The organism is Paraburkholderia sp. (genome assembly GCF_036488795.1).
GTDB lineage: Bacteria > Pseudomonadota > Gammaproteobacteria > Burkholderiales > Burkholderiaceae > Paraburkholderia.
This window is the reverse complement of record NZ_DASXHA010000023.1, coordinates 1-14,649: the sequence shown is the minus strand read 5'-3', so window position 1 is coordinate 14,649 and position 14,649 is coordinate 1. Positions and strand designations below refer to the sequence as shown.

Genomic DNA, 14,649 nt, shown 5'->3' with positions numbered 1-14,649 from the left:
ACCATGCGGGCCGCCACCCGCTTGAGGCAACAGAAGTAGAGGACGTACTGATAAGACGGCGCGGCGCATCAGGAGGCACGCGACGCGCCGTCAGAATACCGGGGGAACACAAAATGAATAACGCTTCAAGAACCGGGGTGCCGCGCACGGCCCTGGCGGCGATTCCCATCGCCGTCATGCTGTTCGCGCTCTCACAAGGAGCCGGCGCGCAAGCGCTCGCAAACCAGTCCGTCGACGATCGGCTGAACATGCTGATGCGGGTAGTCGACCAGCAGCAAAAGCAGATCAACGCACTCGAGCGGCAACTCACCGACCTGGAGATGTCGCAACGCGGCCGGGGCCTGTCAGGCCCCGCTTCGTCTGCCGACAGCAACACGGTTGCCGAGCAGCCCGGCGCAGACGGCTTGCCGGTGCCGCTGCCGCCGCTCGCGCAGACCAATCCGGGCGCACCCGCGCCCGGCAGCGCGACGGGCACCGCGACCGGCGTGCCGGTCACGCCGCCGGTGCCGGACAACGGCGGCGCTACGGCAGGCGGATTGCCGCCCGCCTCCGACGGCACCGGCGCCATCGGCCAGACGCAGAAGGCCGCGCAGCCGGTGCGCACGCAGTCCGAAGACGCGATCGTGCAACAGCAGCAGAACGCGCCGCTGTTCGAGCACAGCCTGACCTTCGACTGGGGCATCAGCGATACCTACTACGATCGCCGCCAATTGCAACTGTCCGGTTTCCTCGCGCTCGATGCGATTTTCCTCGGCAACATCAACCTGGGCGAAACCAAGTCGCACCAGGTGATGGCCGATCTCGATACGCGCTACGGACTCACCGACCGCATCAGTGTCGATGTCGACGTGCCGTACATCTACCGGCACAGCAACTTTATCGTCGGCGGTGCGGGCGGCGCGGCCAATACGCTGTCGGACGCGTCGGCGAATTCGAACGACATCGGCGACGTCAACTTCGGGATCTACTACCAGTTCCTGAAAGAGACCAACACCCTGCCGGACCTGGTTGCGAGTCTGCGCGTGAAGGCGCCGACCGGCTCGTCGCCATTCGGCATCAAGGTCCAGCAGGTCGATGCCGACAACACGAACCTCGTCGCCCCGAGCAAGCTGCCCACCGGCACCGGCTTCTGGAACATCACAGCGGGGATGTCGGTGTTGAAGACGTTCGACCCGGTCGTGCTGTTCGGCAGCCTCTCGTACACCTACAACGTGGCGCGCTCGTTCTCCGACATCTCGTCCGTGGTGGGCCAGACCGAGCCGGCAACCGTGAAGCTGGGCGACATCGTGCAGTTCGGCGGCGGCGTCGCGCTGGCGTTCTCGGACAAGGACTCGGCCAGCATCTCCTACACGATGGCGCTGGAGCCCGAGTCGCAGACCAAGGCGCCGGGCGGCTCGTACTCGAAGGTGCCGGGCAGCGAAACCGCCGCCGCCGCGCTCAATTTCGGGCTGAACCACGTAGTGAACAAGCACCTGACCATCAACGGCTCGGTTTCCGTCGGCCTGACTCCCGACGCACCGAACTTCGTGGTCGGCGTGCGCTTTCCCTACACATTTTGACGTGCCAACGATACGAGGCTGATCGTGCGCGAATCTCCCCATCTGACCAGTGTCAACCCGCCCTCCGGCGCGCATCTTTCCCTTGCCAGGACGAAGGATGCCGCCGCTGGGCGAGCGCAGGACGCATCTGTGGCAAGACCGCCGGAACTCTCCACGGGCACGCCAAAAGCAACGCCTGTGGCGCGCCCGCCGGCACTCGCCGCGCAAGCGGGGCAACCGGCGCAGCCGGCTGAAACGGCTGGCCTCGTGCACGCGCGCACCGAGCGCACGCTGCTCTATGTCGCGCGCACACCGGACGAGACACTCACCGCGCATCTGAAGAGCCGCGGCTGGAACGTCATGGTCGCGCGTTCGGCCCATGAAGTCGGGCGCCTGCTGAAGCCGGATGCGGCGTGCGCAGGTATCGTCGATCTGGCGAGCTTCGCGCCGCGCGACCTCGGCGGTCTCGAGGCGAGCCTGCGGCAGCAGCAGATTGGCTGGATTGCGCTGGCTACGTCGGAGCGGCTAACCGACCCTGACGTGCGGCGCCTGATCCGCCATTACTGCTTCGACTACGTGAAGACGCCGGTGGCGCATGCCACGATCGACTATCTCGTCGGTCACGCGTTCGGCATGGTGACGCTGTGTGAAGCCGATCCGGCACTGGCACCGAGCGCATCGTCCAGTGGCGACGACGAAATGGTCGGCACCTGCGAAGCGATGCAGCACCTGTTTCGCACCATCCGCAAAGTCGCCAATACCGACGCGAGCGTGTTCATCTCGGGAGAGTCGGGCACGGGCAAGGAACTGACCGCGCTGGCGATTCACGAACGTTCGCCGCGCCGCAAGGCGCCGTTTATCGCCATCAACTGCGGAGCGATTCCGCATCATCTGCTGCAGTCCGAACTATTCGGCTACGAGCGCGGCGCCTTCACCGGAGCGAACCAGCGCAAGATCGGCCGGGTCGAAGCGGCGCACGGGGGCACCTTGCTGCTCGACGAAATTGGCGACCTGCCACTGGAAAGCCAGGCGAGCCTGTTGCGCTTTCTGCAGGAGGGCAAGATCGAGCGGCTGGGCGGCCGCGAATCCATTCCAGTCGACGTGCGGATCATTTCGGCAACGCACGTGGATCTGGAAACCGCGATGCGCGACGGACGTTTTCGCGCCGACCTGTTCCACCGCCTGTGCGTGCTGCGCGTCGACGAGCCGCCGCTGCGGGCGCGCGGCAAGGACATTGAAATTCTCGCGCATCACGTCATGCACAAGTTCAAGACGGACAGCGCGCGCAAGATCCGCGGCTTCACGCCGTCGGCGATTGAAGCCATGTACAACTACAACTGGCCGGGCAACGTGCGCGAGATGATCAATCGCGTGCGCCGCGCCATCGTGATGGCGGAAAACAAGCTGATTTCCGCGGAAGACCTCGATCTGGCCCACTTCACCGCGCAGCAGACCGTGAGCCTGTCGCAGGCGCGCGAAGCCGCCGAGAAGCGCGCCATCGAAGCGGCCTTGCTGCGTCACCGGCACCGGCTGAACGAGGCGGCCGCGGATCTTGGCGTGTCGCGCGTCACGCTATACCGGTTGATGGGCACGCTTGGGCTGCGCGATATGGCGGAACTCGACGACAAGTCATTGCTGGGCGACGATGCGCAGGCGCATGAGTGACGCGGGTGGCCCTCAGGTAGAATCGGTCGATTACGTTTTACGTGTTCACTCGATGACGACGCTCACCCTGATCGTCGCTCGCGCCCGCAACGGCGTGATCGGCCGCGATAACCAGCTTCCCTGGCGCTTGCCCGAAGATCTCAAGTTCTTCAAGCGCACCACGATGGGCGCGCCCATCATCATGGGCCGCAAGACGCACGAGTCGATCGGCCGGCCGCTGCCCGGACGGCGCAACATCGTCGTCACCCGTGATGCCACGCGCCGCTTTGGCGGCTGCGATACGGCCACCAATCTCGACGAAGCCCTCGCGCTGGCGGCCCAGGATCAGGCGCCGGAAGCGTTCCTGATTGGCGGCGCCCAGCTCTACGTGGAAGGGCTGCGCCATGCCGACAAGCTGATCATCACCGAGATTTCGATCGACTTCGAAGGCGACGCGCATTTCGCCGCGCTTGACCCGCAGGAATGGGAAGAAGTGGCGCATGAGACGCACCGTGCCCACGCGCCCAACGAATTCGACTACGCGTTCGTCACCTACCGGCGCAAAGCCCATCTGGACGAGGAACGGCAGGGGGCGGCGGCGTAGCCGGGGCAATCTTCAGCCGATTTCAGGCGCACCGGTACCGGTCGTGCCCGCGCACACAACGAAAAACGCCACGGACATGCTTCCCGTGGCGTTTCTGTTTGCAGCGGCCGGCGCCTGTGACGACGCCGCGCGGCACTTACTGCCTTACTGTCCGGCGATCGTCATCCGTTCGATCAGCACCGAGCCGGTCTGCTTGGTGCCACGCACGATGGTATCCGCGCCGATCGCGACGATATGGTGGAACATCTCCTGCAGCGTGCTCGCCACCGTGATCTCTTCGACCGGATACTGGATCTTGCCGTTTTCGACCCAGAAGCCCGACGCGCCGCGCGAATAGTCGCCGGTCACGTAGTTGACGCCCTGCCCCATCAGTTCGGTCAGCAAGAGGCCGGTACCGAGCTTCTTGAGCATGGCTTCGAAGTCGTCGTCGGAACGCGTCTTCGAACTCAGCAGCTTCAGGTTATGCGAGCCGCCTGCGTTGCCGGTGGTCTGCATGCCCAGCTTGCGTGCCGAATAGGTCGAGAGGAAATACCCTTCGACGACGCCGTCCTTCACCACCGAACGCTTATGGGTGCGCACGCCTTCTTCGTCGAACGGGGCGCTGCCCATCTCACGCGGCACGTGCGGATCTTCGACCACCTGGATGTGCGGCGCGAACACCGGCTTGCCCAGGCTGTCGACGAGGAACGAGGTCTTGCGATACAGCGCGCCGCCACTCACCGCCTGCACGAACGCGCCGAGCAGGCCCGCGGCCAGCGGCGCTTCGAACAGCACCGGCACCTTGCGCGTATCCAGCCCGCGCGCGCCGATGCGCGCCAGCGCCCGCTCAGCCGCATAACGGCCGATGGCCTCCGGCGCGGCCAGTTCCGCGGCGCTGCGTTTCGAGGTATACCAGTCGTCGCGCTGCATGTTGCGGCCGCTGCCGGCGATCGGCGCGCACGCCACGTAATGGCGCGAATACGGATAGCCCGACAGGAAGCCGCGCGACGTAGCCAGCACGAACTGCGAGTGCTGTGCGGACACGCTCGCGCCTTCGGAATTCTTGATCTGCGGATCAGTAGCGAAGGCGGCGTCTTCCGCGCGGCGGGCGATCTCGACGGCTTCGTCCGCCGTCAGATTCCACGGGTGATACAGATCGAGGTCACGCGGCGAGGTTTCGAGCAGTTCGCTTTCTGCGAGGCCCGCACAATCGTCCTCAGCGGTGAAGCGCGCGATGTTGTACGCCGCCGCTACCGTGTCCTTGAGCGCCTGCGGCGAAAAGTCCGAGGTGCTCGCATTGCCGCGCTTATTGCCGATGAACACCGTGACGCCGACCATCTTGTCGCGGTTGTGCTCGATCGTTTCGACCTCGCCACGCCGCACCGAGACGGACAGGCCGTCGCCTTCGGAGATTTCGGTCGCCGCGTCGGTGCCCCCGAGCGACTTCGCGTGACGCAGGATGTCCGAGGCGATTTCCTTCAGCTCATCCTGGGTATGCGGAAAAAAGCGCTGTCTGACGTCCATATCTGCTGCCATATTCGTTGCCGTCCTGTTCGGGGCCGGGAACGGCCCGCGGGTATGTTCTCGAGTACGTCGCTACGTATCCCGCGATCATAGCAAGGTCCGCGTCGCCGTACCTGGCATTCGCTGTCCTGCGACGGCAGCCGTGCGCGGCAGCACACAGCTGCGATTCGCCGGGCAAGCGCCGCGCCGCAGCGGCGGGTGTGGGGAGCACGGCACGCTACAATAACGGTATGACACGCAAAACCCGCATTCAACCGATGGAACCCGCCGCCGACCCCGTAGTCGACGAGAATGGGTATGACCGTCCCAGCAAGTCCCAGCTCAAGCGCGAAATGCACGCGCTGCAGGAGCTGGGCGAGGCGCTGATCGCGCTGCCCAAAGATGCGCTCAAGCGCATGCCGATGCCCGAAAAGCTCGACGACGCCGTGCGCGAAGCACGCCGTATTACCGACCACGAAGGCAAGCGCCGCCAGGTCCAGTACGTGGGCCGTGTAATGCGCTCGCTGCACGACGACGAAACCGCCGCGCTGCGCACCGCGCTGGATTCGTACAACGGCATCAACAAGGCCGAGACGGCGCGTCTACACTGGATCGAACGCACGCGCGAGAAGCTGCTCGCCGACGACGCCGCGCTGACCGAATTCATCCGCCAGCATCCCGCTGCCGATCCGCAGGAAGGCCGCACGCTGATCCGCAACGCCCGCAAGGAAGCGCAGCAGAGCAAGCCGCCGCGCTACTTCCGCGAGCTGTTCCAGTGGATCAAGAACGCCGACGGCCCGGAAGCGGACGAAGACGACGAGCACGAAATTCCGGAACACGACGATGACGAAGATCGCGCGTAATCATCCTGACGAAATCCTGATCGGCCTCGTGTCGATCAGCGACCGGGCGAGCACCGGCGTCTACGAAGACAAAGGCATTCCGGCGCTGCAGGAATGGCTCGGCGCGGCGCTGAGCTCGCCGTGGCAGGCCGCGACCCGGCTGATTCAGGATGACGCGCCGACCATCTGCGCGACGCTGATCGAACTGGTCGACCAGGTGGGCTGCGATCTGGTGCTGACCACCGGCGGGACCGGGCCGTCGCGCCGCGACGTGACGCCGGAGGCGACGCTCGCGGTCGGGACCCGGGAAATGCCGGGTTTCGGCGAACAGATGCGGCAAATCAGCCTGAATTTCGTGCCGACGGCGATTCTGTCGCGCCAGGTCGCGGTGATTCGCGAGACGCCGGACCACGCGGCGCTGATCGTGAATCTGCCGGGTCAGCCGAAGTCGATTCGTGAAACGCTGGAAGGCTTGCGGGACGAGGCCGGCGCGACGAAGGTGCCGGGCATTTTTGCCGCGGTGCCTTATTGCGTGGATCTGATTGGCGGCCCGTACGTTGAAACGAACGCGGCCGTCGTGAAGGCGTTCCGGCCGAAAAACGCGATCCGGCCGGCGCGCCAGGACTGATCCGCGGGCTCGATGCCGAAGCCGCCCGCGGGTGTGCCGATACAGGTTAGTTGAGCGGAACCCGCTCCGCTTACTCTTGCACGAGCGGCGCGCTCGCAGCCGGGATCAGGAAATGTTCGCGGTAGTACTTGAGCTCGTCGATCGACTCGTGAATATCGGCCAGCGCGGTATGCATGGCACGTTTCTGGAAGCCCTTGTAGATGGCCGGCTGCCAGCGGCGGCACAATTCCTTCAAGGTGCTGACGTCGAGATTGCGATAATGGAAGAAACGCTCCAGATCCGGCATCCAGCGCGCCATGAAGCGGCGGTCCTGGCAAATGGAGTTGCCGCACATGGGTGACTTGCCCGGCGGCACGTACTGGCCGAGGAAATCGCGGATCAGTTCGGTCGCGGCCGCTTCGCTGACGCTCGACGCGCGCACCCGGTCGATCAGCCCCGAACGGCCATGGGTGTTCTGATTCCACTGATCCATTTTGGCGAGTGTTTCGTCGCTCTGATGAATGGCCAGCACCGGGCCTTCGACCACCTTGTCGAGCGTGGAATTCGTCACGACCACAGCGATTTCGATGATGCGGTCGGTGTCGGGTTCGAGCCCGGTCATTTCCATGTCCAGCCAGATCAGGTTCATGTCGCTGCGCACGAGCGACGGCTGGTCGGTGGATTCGAGGATGTCAGTCATGAAGGCAACCTTGGTGAACGGCCCTGCACGCCATGACAGACGTGCCGCAAGGCCGTTGAAAAAGTTCGTATTGGCGTGACCCCGCCAGGCGGCGGGAAGAAACATATAATTCTCGCATAGATACCACGGATTCCCCGGATGCCTACTCTGTACTTCACCGTTCTGTTCGCGATCGCCGTAGTGGCGATGGTCGGCACCAAGCTCTGGCTTGCGTCGCGGCAAATCCGCTTCGTCGCGGCGCACCGCGAGCAGGTGCCCGGCCAGTTCGCTACGACGATCCCACTCACCGCGCATCAGCGCGCAGCCGACTACACGGTCGAACGCACACGGCTGACCATGCTCGAGATCGTCGTCAGCGCGGCCGTGTTGATCGGCCTCACGCTGCTGGGCGGCGTGCAGGCGCTCGATATGGCCATTTCCGACTGGCTCGGCCGTGGCTACGTCGGCCAGATCGGGCTGATCGCCGCGGTGATTGCGATCACCAGCGTCATCGACCTGCCGTTCGACTATTACCGCCAGTTCGTGATCGAGCAGCGTTTCGGCTTCAACCGGATGACGCGGGGCATCTTTTTCGCCGACCGCATCAAGGGTGCCCTGCTCGGCGCGGCCTTCGGCCTGCCCTTGCTGTTCGTCGTACTGTGGCTCATGAATCAGGCCGGCAGCTTCTGGTGGCTGTGGACGTGGGTGGTCTGGGTAGTGTTCCAGATGCTCGTACTGGTGCTGTACCCGTCGTTTATCGCACCGCTGTTCAACAAGTTCGAGCCGCTCAAGGACGAAGCGCTGGTGAACCGCATCGAATCGCTGATGAAGCGCTGCGGCTTTGCCGCCAAGGGCCTGTTCGTGATGGACGGCAGCCGCCGCTCCGCGCACGGCAACGCGTACTTCACCGGCTTTGGCGCCGCCAAACGGATCGTCTTCTTCGACACCCTGCTCGCGCGCCTCTCGGGCAGCGAGATCGAAGCGGTGCTCGCGCATGAGCTCGGCCACTTCAAGCGCCGTCACGTCGTCAAGCGCATGGTCGTGATTTTCGCCATCAGCCTCGTGATGCTCGCGCTGCTCGGCTGGCTCATGCAGTGCGTGTGGTTTTACGAAGGGCTGGGCGTGCGGCCCTCGCTGACAGGCGGCAACAGCGGACTCGCGCTGGTGCTGTTCTTCCTCGCGCTGCCAGTGTTCCTGTTCTTCGTGACGCCGCTCGGCAGCCTCAGCTCGCGCAAGCACGAGTTCGAGGCCGACGCATTCGCCGCGACCCAGACCGACGCACAGGATCTCGTCAACGCGCTGGTGAAGCTGTACGAGGACAACGCATCCACCCTGACCCCTGACCCGCTCTATACCGCGTTCTACTATTCGCATCCGCCGGCGTCGCAGCGGATCGACCGCCTGCTGCGGCACGCATGAGCCGGTCCCCGAAAGCGGCGCGCGTACCGTCCACCACGCGCGTGAACGGCCTCGTGATCGCGGCCCATGGGCGTCACTACCTGGTCGCGCCGGAAGACGGCAGCACGCCGCTGCAGTGCTTCCCGCGCGGCAAACGCAGCGAAGTGGCGGTCGGCGACCGGGTGATCTACGAACCGACCTCTGCCGACCAGGGGGTGATCGTCGAGATTGGCGAACGGCGCAACCTGCTGTACCGCTCCGACCAGTACAAATCGAAGCTGTTTGCGGCGAATCTCGACCAGTTGCTGATCGTGCTCGCTACCGAGCCGCATTTCAGCGAGGACCTGCTCGGCCGCGCACTGGTGGCCGCCGAGGCAAATGAACTCAAGCCGCTGATCGTGCTCAACAAGACCGACGTGCAAGCCGCGTTGCCGGGCGCGCGGGCGCGCCTCGAGCGCTATCGGGCGCTCGGCTATGCAGTCGTCGAACTGTCCATCAAGACGCAGCCGGACGCCGCACGCACCGCGCTCGATGAGCACCTGCGGGGTCACTCGACGTTGTTGCTCGGTCAGTCCGGCATGGGCAAGTCGACGCTGGTGAACCTCGTCGTACCGAATGCGGAAGTCGCGACACGCGAAATCTCCACGGCGCTCAATAGCGGTCGTCACACCACGACGTTCACGCGGCTCTATCCGCTGCCCGACGGTGGCGCGTTGATCGACTCGCCGGGGTTTCAGGAGTTCGGTCTGCACCATCTGACCGAAGGCACGCTGGAGCGTGCATTTCCAGAGTTCAGGCCGCTGCTGCCGAACTGCCGCTTCTATAACTGTCATCATCTGCAAGAACCAGGGTGCGCGATTCTTGAAGCGGTGGCCGATGGGCGGATCGCGCCCGCGCGCCATGCGCTTTATGCGCAACTCGTGCATGAAGCGAGTCAGATTGTTCGCTGAGCAGAACGGGCGGCGGCGTCTGAGCCGTTGCCTGCTTGCGAACACTCGTGGCACCGCTTAGGCAATTTCCAAGCCCTTTCATCCATCACCGGCCTTCACTCATGATGAAACTGATGCGCGCGCCGAATCTGCTGATCGGACAGCATTGGATCAATGTGCTCGCGACGGCGGGCATTGCGTGTGAACTCCACAATCGCTATCTGAACGGCGCGCTCGGGGAAATTCCGGCGGATCAGTGTTCGCCGGAACTCTGGCTGGTGGACGAACGCGACGAAAAGATGGCGCGCAAGCTGATCGACATCGCCGCACACGGACCAGCGGCGGGAACGCCGAACTGGCGCTGTGCGAAATGCGGCGAGACGCTGGAGGCGCAGTTCACCGTGTGCTGGCAATGCGGCACGGCGCGTGATCCGCTTGATGGGTGAGTTTTACGGAGCGGTTCGAGGGCCTGGTGAGGAAGGCGATGAGAGCCGACCTCAGGCGAGCCACACTGCAATCGTCAGCATCAGCAACAAAATCATCCACAGGATCACCGCCCGCCACACCAGCCCCACGGCCGATTGCAGCGTGCGCGGCGTGCAGTCGTCGCCGACCTGCATCGGGCCGCCGTCGCCGGTGGCCAATGCATCGAGGCTGGACGGTTCGGCCAGCGGCCCGCTCAGGCGCGCGCCGAGCGCACCGCTGCCTGCGGCAAGCAGCACGCCGTCATTGGTATCCGGCCACTGACGCGCGTGATTGCGCCAGGCATAGATTGCGTCCTCGAAATTGCCGACGATCGCAAAACCCAGCGACGTCAGCCGCGCCGGCACCCAGTCGATCACGAAGAACGCCTTTTGCGCGAAGCTTGAGAACGCAACGGTCCGGTCGTCCGCCGGGCGCGACCAGGCGCGCGCGAGATACTCGGCAATCCGGTACAACACGGCACCCGCAGGTCCAACCGGAATCAAGAACCAGAAGAACACACCGAATACATGGCGATGCGATGCCACGACCGCGTGAATCAGCGTGTGACGCACGATCTCGCTGACCGGCATGTCGACCGTATCGAGACCGGTCCATTCATTGAGGATTTCCCGCGCACGCGGCACGTCGTCATTGTTGAGCGCGAGGTGAATATCAGTGAAATAGTGGCTGAACTGGCGGAAACCGAGCGTGAAATAAACGATCACGACGTTCCACAGGAACGCCAGCATGAAGCTGATGTGGTAGAGCACGTAATAGACGAGCGCGACGGCCAGCGTCCACGGCACCACGACCACGAGCCACGCGAGCAGGCCATGCTTGGGTTTGCCGGCATCGAATCCGTGCGCCGCCGACTCCGCATGATATTGAAGCAGCGCGGACACCGGATTGTTCGGCGACAGCGCGCGCACCTGTTCAATGATCAGAGCCAGCAATACGGAGAAAAAAGTCATGCGATGCGCCGTGCTTTTCGAGTTTTTACGATTGTTTTATAACGATAGCACAGGGTCGGATGGGAACGAGTCGGCGATGGTTGCAAACCCGCGACACCCGGACAGCCCGGCAACACACAGTGCGATGCGCTGCCGATCATGCGGCGAGAAAGCGATAGAAATTGCGCAACATGCCGGCCGTTGCACCCCAGATGAAGTAGTGGCCGCCCGCATCACCGCGTGGATAAGGCATGGAGAAAAAGCGGCGTTCGCCGCCTTCCCAACGCAACACCCGCACCTCGTGATGGGCGGGATTCATCAGAAAACTGAGCGGCACCTCGAAGATGTCCGCGACTTCGAGCAAATCCGCTTTGACGCTGAACGGCGGATGCACGAGGCCGACAACCGGTGTGACGCGAAACCCGGTGCCAGTCATGTAATCGGGCAATGACCCCAGCACCTCGACGCGCGACGGGTCCAGACCCACCTCTTCCTGGGCCTCGCGCAGTGCGGTGGCCGTTGCGTTGGCATCGAAAGGTTCGTGACGCCCGCCTGGGAAGCTCACCTGGCCGGCGTGATCGTTGAGGTGATCGGCTCGCTGTGTCAACAGCACCGCAATGCCGTCATCACGCACAACTAGCGGAACCAGCACGGCGGCCACGCGTGGATCGCCGAACTCTGTCCAGCGTGGATCGGCCGCTTCGGGGGTCCAGGGTAGACGCTGCTCGAAGCGCGCGCGCAGGGCATCTGGCGTCAGACGTGCGGCGGCAACCGGTGGCAGATCATCGCCCGTCGATTCGACAGGCAGGGTTTCGGGCTCAAAGACGGGGCGGGTCAACGGAACTCTCGGACGAGCGGATTCGGACATGCCGCTATTTTGACCCAACAAACAAAAAAGCACCCGTGGAGGGTGCTTTTTCTTACAGCTTTTACGCCTGGGAAGCAGCGCGGTCTTTCGAGACCAGCTTTTCCTTGATCCGGGCCGACTTGCCCGAACGGTCGCGCAGGTAGTACAGCTTCGCACGACGCACATCACCGCGACGCTTCACGACGATGCTTGCCAGCAGCGGCGAGTACGTCTGGAACGTACGCTCAACGCCTTCGCCCGACGAAATCTTACGGACGATGAACGACGAATTCAGACCACGGTTACGCTTGGCGATAACCACGCCTTCGTAAGCCTGAACACGCTTACGCGTACCTTCAACCACATTCACGCTGACGATCACCGTGTCGCCGGGGGCGAATTCGGGGATGGTCTTCTCGCCGAGGGCGCGCGCGATTTCTTCCTGCTCGAGTTTTGCAATCAGATTCATCACTGACTCCTAATGCCATCTTGTCGACGTTCGTACCTGCCTCGTGCCCGGTTTCCCTTCTGCACTCAGCTACGGCCCCGATAGAGGATGGGTTCACATCTGGCACCGTACACGCATGTGCGGCACCGCCTATTCGCTAGTCACAACCGGGGCTTACGCCCTGGACGCTTCCTTCGCGAGACTTGCAAGCCATGCCTCGTCGGCACGGCTCAACATTTTATGCTTTCTGGCCTTCTCGATCAGATCGGGCCGTTTGTTCAGCGTGTTGCGCAGCGCTTCGCGGCGACGCCATGCTTCGATTTCCGCATGATGGCCGCCGAGCAGCACATCCGGCACACGCACGCCCTCGTATTCCTCGGGGCGCGTGTAATGCGGGCAATCCAGCAGCACGTCGACGAAACTGTCCTGCACCGCCGACTGCGAGTCGTTCAGCACGCCGGGCAACTGGCGCACCACGGCATCCATCAACGCCATGGCAGGAAGTTCTCCGCCTGACAGGACGAAATCGCCAAGGCTCACTTCCTCGTCCACGCAACGGTCGATCAGGCGCTGGTCGATCGCTTCGTAACGGCCGCACAACACGATCAGACCGGGCTCTGCAGCGAATCGCATCACCCGTTCATGATTGAGCGTCGCACCTTGCGGGGACATCATCACGACACGCGAGGCGGTAATGCCCTGCTCTGCCTGGGCGGCTTTCGCCGCGTTGATTGAGTCTTCCAGCGGTCTGCCCAGCATCACCATGCCAGGCCCACCGCCGTACGGACGATCGTCGATCGTGCGATAGTTGTCGGTCGTGAAATCGCGCGGATTCCACGTACGCAAACCATAGCGCTCCTGCTTCGCCGCACGGCTGGTGATTCCCCAGTCGGTCAGCGCACGAAACATGTCAGGAAAGAGCGTCACGACATCGAACTGCATCGCTCTCTCCGGTCAACGAGCTTGTTTAATAATCGGCTTCCCAGTCGACGACAATCTGCCTCGCCGCCTGATCCACCGTTTTGACATAGACACCGACGAACGGGATCAAACGCTCGCCGGTTGCCGGCTTACCGTCTTTACCGATGGCCGGGTATTCGATGCGCAACACCGAATGCGCACCGTTGTCGATCATGTCGGCCACTTTACCGAGGGCGACCCCGGTAAGGTTCACGACATCCAGGCCGAGCAGGTCGACCCAGTAAAATTCGTCAGCTTCAAGTGCCGGAAAATCGCTACGGCAGATGTACACGCGAGTGCCGCGCAATGCGAGCGCCGCGTCGCGATCAGCTGTGCCGCCCAGATGGGCCACGATGCTGTCGCTATGTATCTTTGCCTGCAACGCCGGCGCCGAACTCCGCTCGTGGCCTTTCATCAGCCACCAGCGCTTTGCGCTCAGCAACGCGTCGCCACCTCGCCCGGCATCCGCATGCGCGGCTACCTTGACCCAGCCTTTGAGACCGTAGGCGTCGACGATCGCGCCAACTTCGACAGCGTCGTCAGGCCAGCTTTCAGCTGATTCAGCGCGCATTTCTGCGGCGCCTGTGCCTGGACTGGCTGCAGCCCGTTCGACCGGCTTGCGGACGAACGCACCGAATGATGCACGCCCGGATGCCTGAGCACGCGATGCAGTCCTGGCGCGATCTGAATTGTCGGAATCACGCTGGGACATCACGCAACCTCACAGCCAGCTTCAGTAAAACTCGCGCACCGGACACCTCGCGCAAGCTGCGCGAGCCGCGGACGATGCACATGCTAGCTGCCATTAAGCAGCCGGCTGCGCCTTTTGCGCTTCCTTCACGAGACGCTCGACTGTCGGCGACAGTTGCGCGCCAACGCCTTGCCAATACGTCAGGCGGTCTTGAGCGATACGCAGCGACTCACCCTTCGTTGCGACCGGGTTATAGAAGCCAACGCGTTCGATGAAGCGGCCGTCACGACGGTTACGCGAATCAGTTGCGACGATGTTGTAGAACGGGCGCTTCTTGGAGCCGCCACGAGCCAAGCGGATGATGACCATACTAGAATCCTTGAAAACCGGGGTTCGGAACGACTGAAACACGCGATTATAGCGGGAAACCGACGCCATAACAAACACTTACCGGGATAAACTGAGCGAGGCGGGTTGCGCCGGCGGTGGCCACCGGCTCGAAAAGCCACTCGAGCGCCCCGCCGTTGCCCGGATCACCTGGAGGAGCGCCCGTGAAACGTCTGCG

At 63.5% G+C, this 14,649-nt stretch carries 16 protein-coding genes; 8 read left to right on the top strand and 8 right to left on the bottom strand.

Annotation, left to right across the window (positions count from 1 at the left end):
- Positions 1–113 precede the first annotated feature (113 nt).
- From VGH41_RS03245 to VGH41_RS03235, 3 genes are read left to right on the top strand one after another with little or no spacing between them, the layout of a single operon-like run.
- Entirely contained in the window at positions 114–1,559 is a 1,446-nt protein-coding gene (locus tag VGH41_RS03245; RefSeq protein WP_331595904.1) for a hypothetical protein, read from the top strand.
- Positions 1,560–1,583: 24 nt separating this feature from the next.
- The gene (locus VGH41_RS03240) at positions 1,584–3,203 is read left to right on the top strand and encodes a sigma-54 dependent transcriptional regulator (RefSeq protein ID WP_331595903.1); all 1,620 of its coding nucleotides are present in this window, start codon (positions 1,584–1,586) and stop codon (positions 3,201–3,203) included.
- Between the two features lie 52 nt (positions 3,204–3,255).
- Complete coding sequence (locus tag VGH41_RS03235) at positions 3,256–3,786, top strand: dihydrofolate reductase (RefSeq protein WP_331595902.1); 531 nt, start codon at positions 3,256–3,258, stop codon at positions 3,784–3,786.
- A gap of 144 nt (positions 3,787–3,930) precedes the next feature.
- Here the strand turns inward: VGH41_RS03235 and pmbA are convergent, their stop codons facing one another.
- A complete protein-coding gene (gene pmbA, locus VGH41_RS03230; protein ID WP_331595901.1) occupies positions 3,931–5,301 on the bottom strand; it encodes a metalloprotease PmbA in 1,371 nt (456 codons plus the stop codon).
- 218 nt (positions 5,302–5,519) lie between these two features.
- Here pmbA and yjgA point away from each other — a divergent pair, with 218 nt between their 5' ends.
- Positions 5,520–6,131, top strand: coding sequence for a ribosome biogenesis factor YjgA (gene yjgA, locus VGH41_RS03225; protein ID WP_331595900.1), 612 nt, complete (start codon positions 5,520–5,522; stop codon positions 6,129–6,131).
- Positions 6,112–6,738, top strand: coding sequence for a molybdopterin adenylyltransferase (mog, locus tag VGH41_RS03220; protein ID WP_331595899.1), 627 nt, complete (start codon positions 6,112–6,114; stop codon positions 6,736–6,738). Before yjgA ends, mog begins: the two co-directional genes overlap by 20 nt.
- A 70-nt stretch (positions 6,739–6,808) precedes the next feature.
- Here the strand turns inward: mog and orn are convergent, their stop codons facing one another.
- Positions 6,809–7,417: an oligoribonuclease gene (orn, locus tag VGH41_RS03215; RefSeq protein ID WP_331595898.1), complete on the bottom strand. Its 609-nt coding sequence runs from the start codon at positions 7,415–7,417 to the stop codon at positions 6,809–6,811.
- Between the two features lie 138 nt (positions 7,418–7,555).
- On the opposite strand from orn, the gene VGH41_RS03210 reads away from it, so the two are divergent.
- The 3 genes from VGH41_RS03210 (at position 7,556) to VGH41_RS03200 (ending at position 10,169) form a co-directional block, all read left to right on the top strand.
- A complete protein-coding gene (locus tag VGH41_RS03210) occupies positions 7,556–8,815 on the top strand; it encodes a M48 family metallopeptidase (RefSeq protein ID WP_331595897.1) in 1,260 nt (419 codons plus the stop codon).
- Positions 8,812–9,744 carry a ribosome small subunit-dependent GTPase A gene (rsgA, locus tag VGH41_RS03205; RefSeq protein WP_331595896.1) on the top strand — a complete coding sequence of 311 codons (933 nt, stop codon included), beginning with the start codon at positions 8,812–8,814 and terminating at the stop codon, positions 9,742–9,744. The genes VGH41_RS03210 and rsgA overlap by 4 nt, the downstream gene beginning before the upstream one ends.
- Before the next feature lie 104 nt (positions 9,745–9,848).
- Entirely contained in the window at positions 9,849–10,169 is a 321-nt protein-coding gene (locus tag VGH41_RS03200) for a putative signal transducing protein (RefSeq protein WP_331595946.1), read from the top strand.
- A 51-nt stretch (positions 10,170–10,220) separates the two neighbouring features.
- On the opposite strand, the gene VGH41_RS03195 is transcribed toward VGH41_RS03200, so the two are convergent.
- The 6 genes from VGH41_RS03195 to rpsP all read right to left on the bottom strand — a co-directional run bounded on the left by VGH41_RS03195 (position 10,221) and on the right by rpsP (position 14,453).
- The gene (locus tag VGH41_RS03195) at positions 10,221–11,159 is read right to left on the bottom strand and encodes a CobD/CbiB family protein (RefSeq protein WP_331595895.1); all 939 of its coding nucleotides are present in this window, start codon (positions 11,157–11,159) and stop codon (positions 10,221–10,223) included.
- A gap of 136 nt (positions 11,160–11,295) precedes the next feature.
- Positions 11,296–11,976, bottom strand: coding sequence for a CoA pyrophosphatase (locus VGH41_RS03190; protein ID WP_331595894.1), 681 nt, complete (start codon positions 11,974–11,976; stop codon positions 11,296–11,298).
- Positions 11,977–12,067: 91 nt separating this feature from the next.
- Positions 12,068–12,454, bottom strand: coding sequence for a 50S ribosomal protein L19 (rplS, locus tag VGH41_RS03185; RefSeq protein WP_020069334.1), 387 nt, complete (start codon positions 12,452–12,454; stop codon positions 12,068–12,070).
- Between the two features lie 153 nt (positions 12,455–12,607).
- A complete protein-coding gene (gene trmD, locus VGH41_RS03180; protein WP_331595893.1) occupies positions 12,608–13,375 on the bottom strand; it encodes a tRNA (guanosine(37)-N1)-methyltransferase TrmD in 768 nt (255 codons plus the stop codon).
- 25 nt (positions 13,376–13,400) lie between these two features.
- Positions 13,401–14,105, bottom strand: coding sequence for a ribosome maturation factor RimM (rimM, locus tag VGH41_RS03175; protein WP_331595892.1), 705 nt, complete (start codon positions 14,103–14,105; stop codon positions 13,401–13,403).
- A 93-nt stretch (positions 14,106–14,198) separates the two neighbouring features.
- Positions 14,199–14,453, bottom strand: coding sequence for a 30S ribosomal protein S16 (gene rpsP, locus VGH41_RS03170; RefSeq protein WP_006050280.1), 255 nt, complete (start codon positions 14,451–14,453; stop codon positions 14,199–14,201).
- Between the last annotated feature and the right edge of the window lie 196 nt (positions 14,454–14,649).

Coding starts and splice junctions, on each gene's coding strand:
- VGH41_RS03235 (WP_331595902.1), top strand. CDS start 3,256: ATGACGACGCTCACCCTGATCGTCGCTCGCGCCCGCAACGGCGTGATC.
- mog (WP_331595899.1), top strand. CDS start 6,112: ATGACGAAGATCGCGCGTAATCATCCTGACGAAATCCTGATCGGCCTC.
- pmbA (WP_331595901.1), bottom strand. CDS start 5,301: ATGGCAGCAGATATGGACGTCAGACAGCGCTTTTTTCCGCATACCCAG.
- VGH41_RS03245 (WP_331595904.1), top strand. CDS start 114: ATGAATAACGCTTCAAGAACCGGGGTGCCGCGCACGGCCCTGGCGGCG.
- yjgA (WP_331595900.1), top strand. CDS start 5,520: ATGACACGCAAAACCCGCATTCAACCGATGGAACCCGCCGCCGACCCC.
- rimM (WP_331595892.1), bottom strand. CDS start 14,105: ATGTCCCAGCGTGATTCCGACAATTCAGATCGCGCCAGGACTGCATCG.
- VGH41_RS03210 (WP_331595897.1), top strand. CDS start 7,556: ATGCCTACTCTGTACTTCACCGTTCTGTTCGCGATCGCCGTAGTGGCG.
- orn (WP_331595898.1), bottom strand. CDS start 7,417: ATGACTGACATCCTCGAATCCACCGACCAGCCGTCGCTCGTGCGCAGC.
- rplS (WP_020069334.1), bottom strand. CDS start 12,454: ATGAATCTGATTGCAAAACTCGAGCAGGAAGAAATCGCGCGCGCCCTC.
- rpsP (WP_006050280.1), bottom strand. CDS start 14,453: ATGGTCATCATCCGCTTGGCTCGTGGCGGCTCCAAGAAGCGCCCGTTC.
- trmD (WP_331595893.1), bottom strand. CDS start 13,375: ATGCAGTTCGATGTCGTGACGCTCTTTCCTGACATGTTTCGTGCGCTG.
- VGH41_RS03200 (WP_331595946.1), top strand. CDS start 9,849: ATGAAACTGATGCGCGCGCCGAATCTGCTGATCGGACAGCATTGGATC.
- VGH41_RS03195 (WP_331595895.1), bottom strand. CDS start 11,159: ATGACTTTTTTCTCCGTATTGCTGGCTCTGATCATTGAACAGGTGCGC.
- rsgA (WP_331595896.1), top strand. CDS start 8,812: ATGAGCCGGTCCCCGAAAGCGGCGCGCGTACCGTCCACCACGCGCGTG.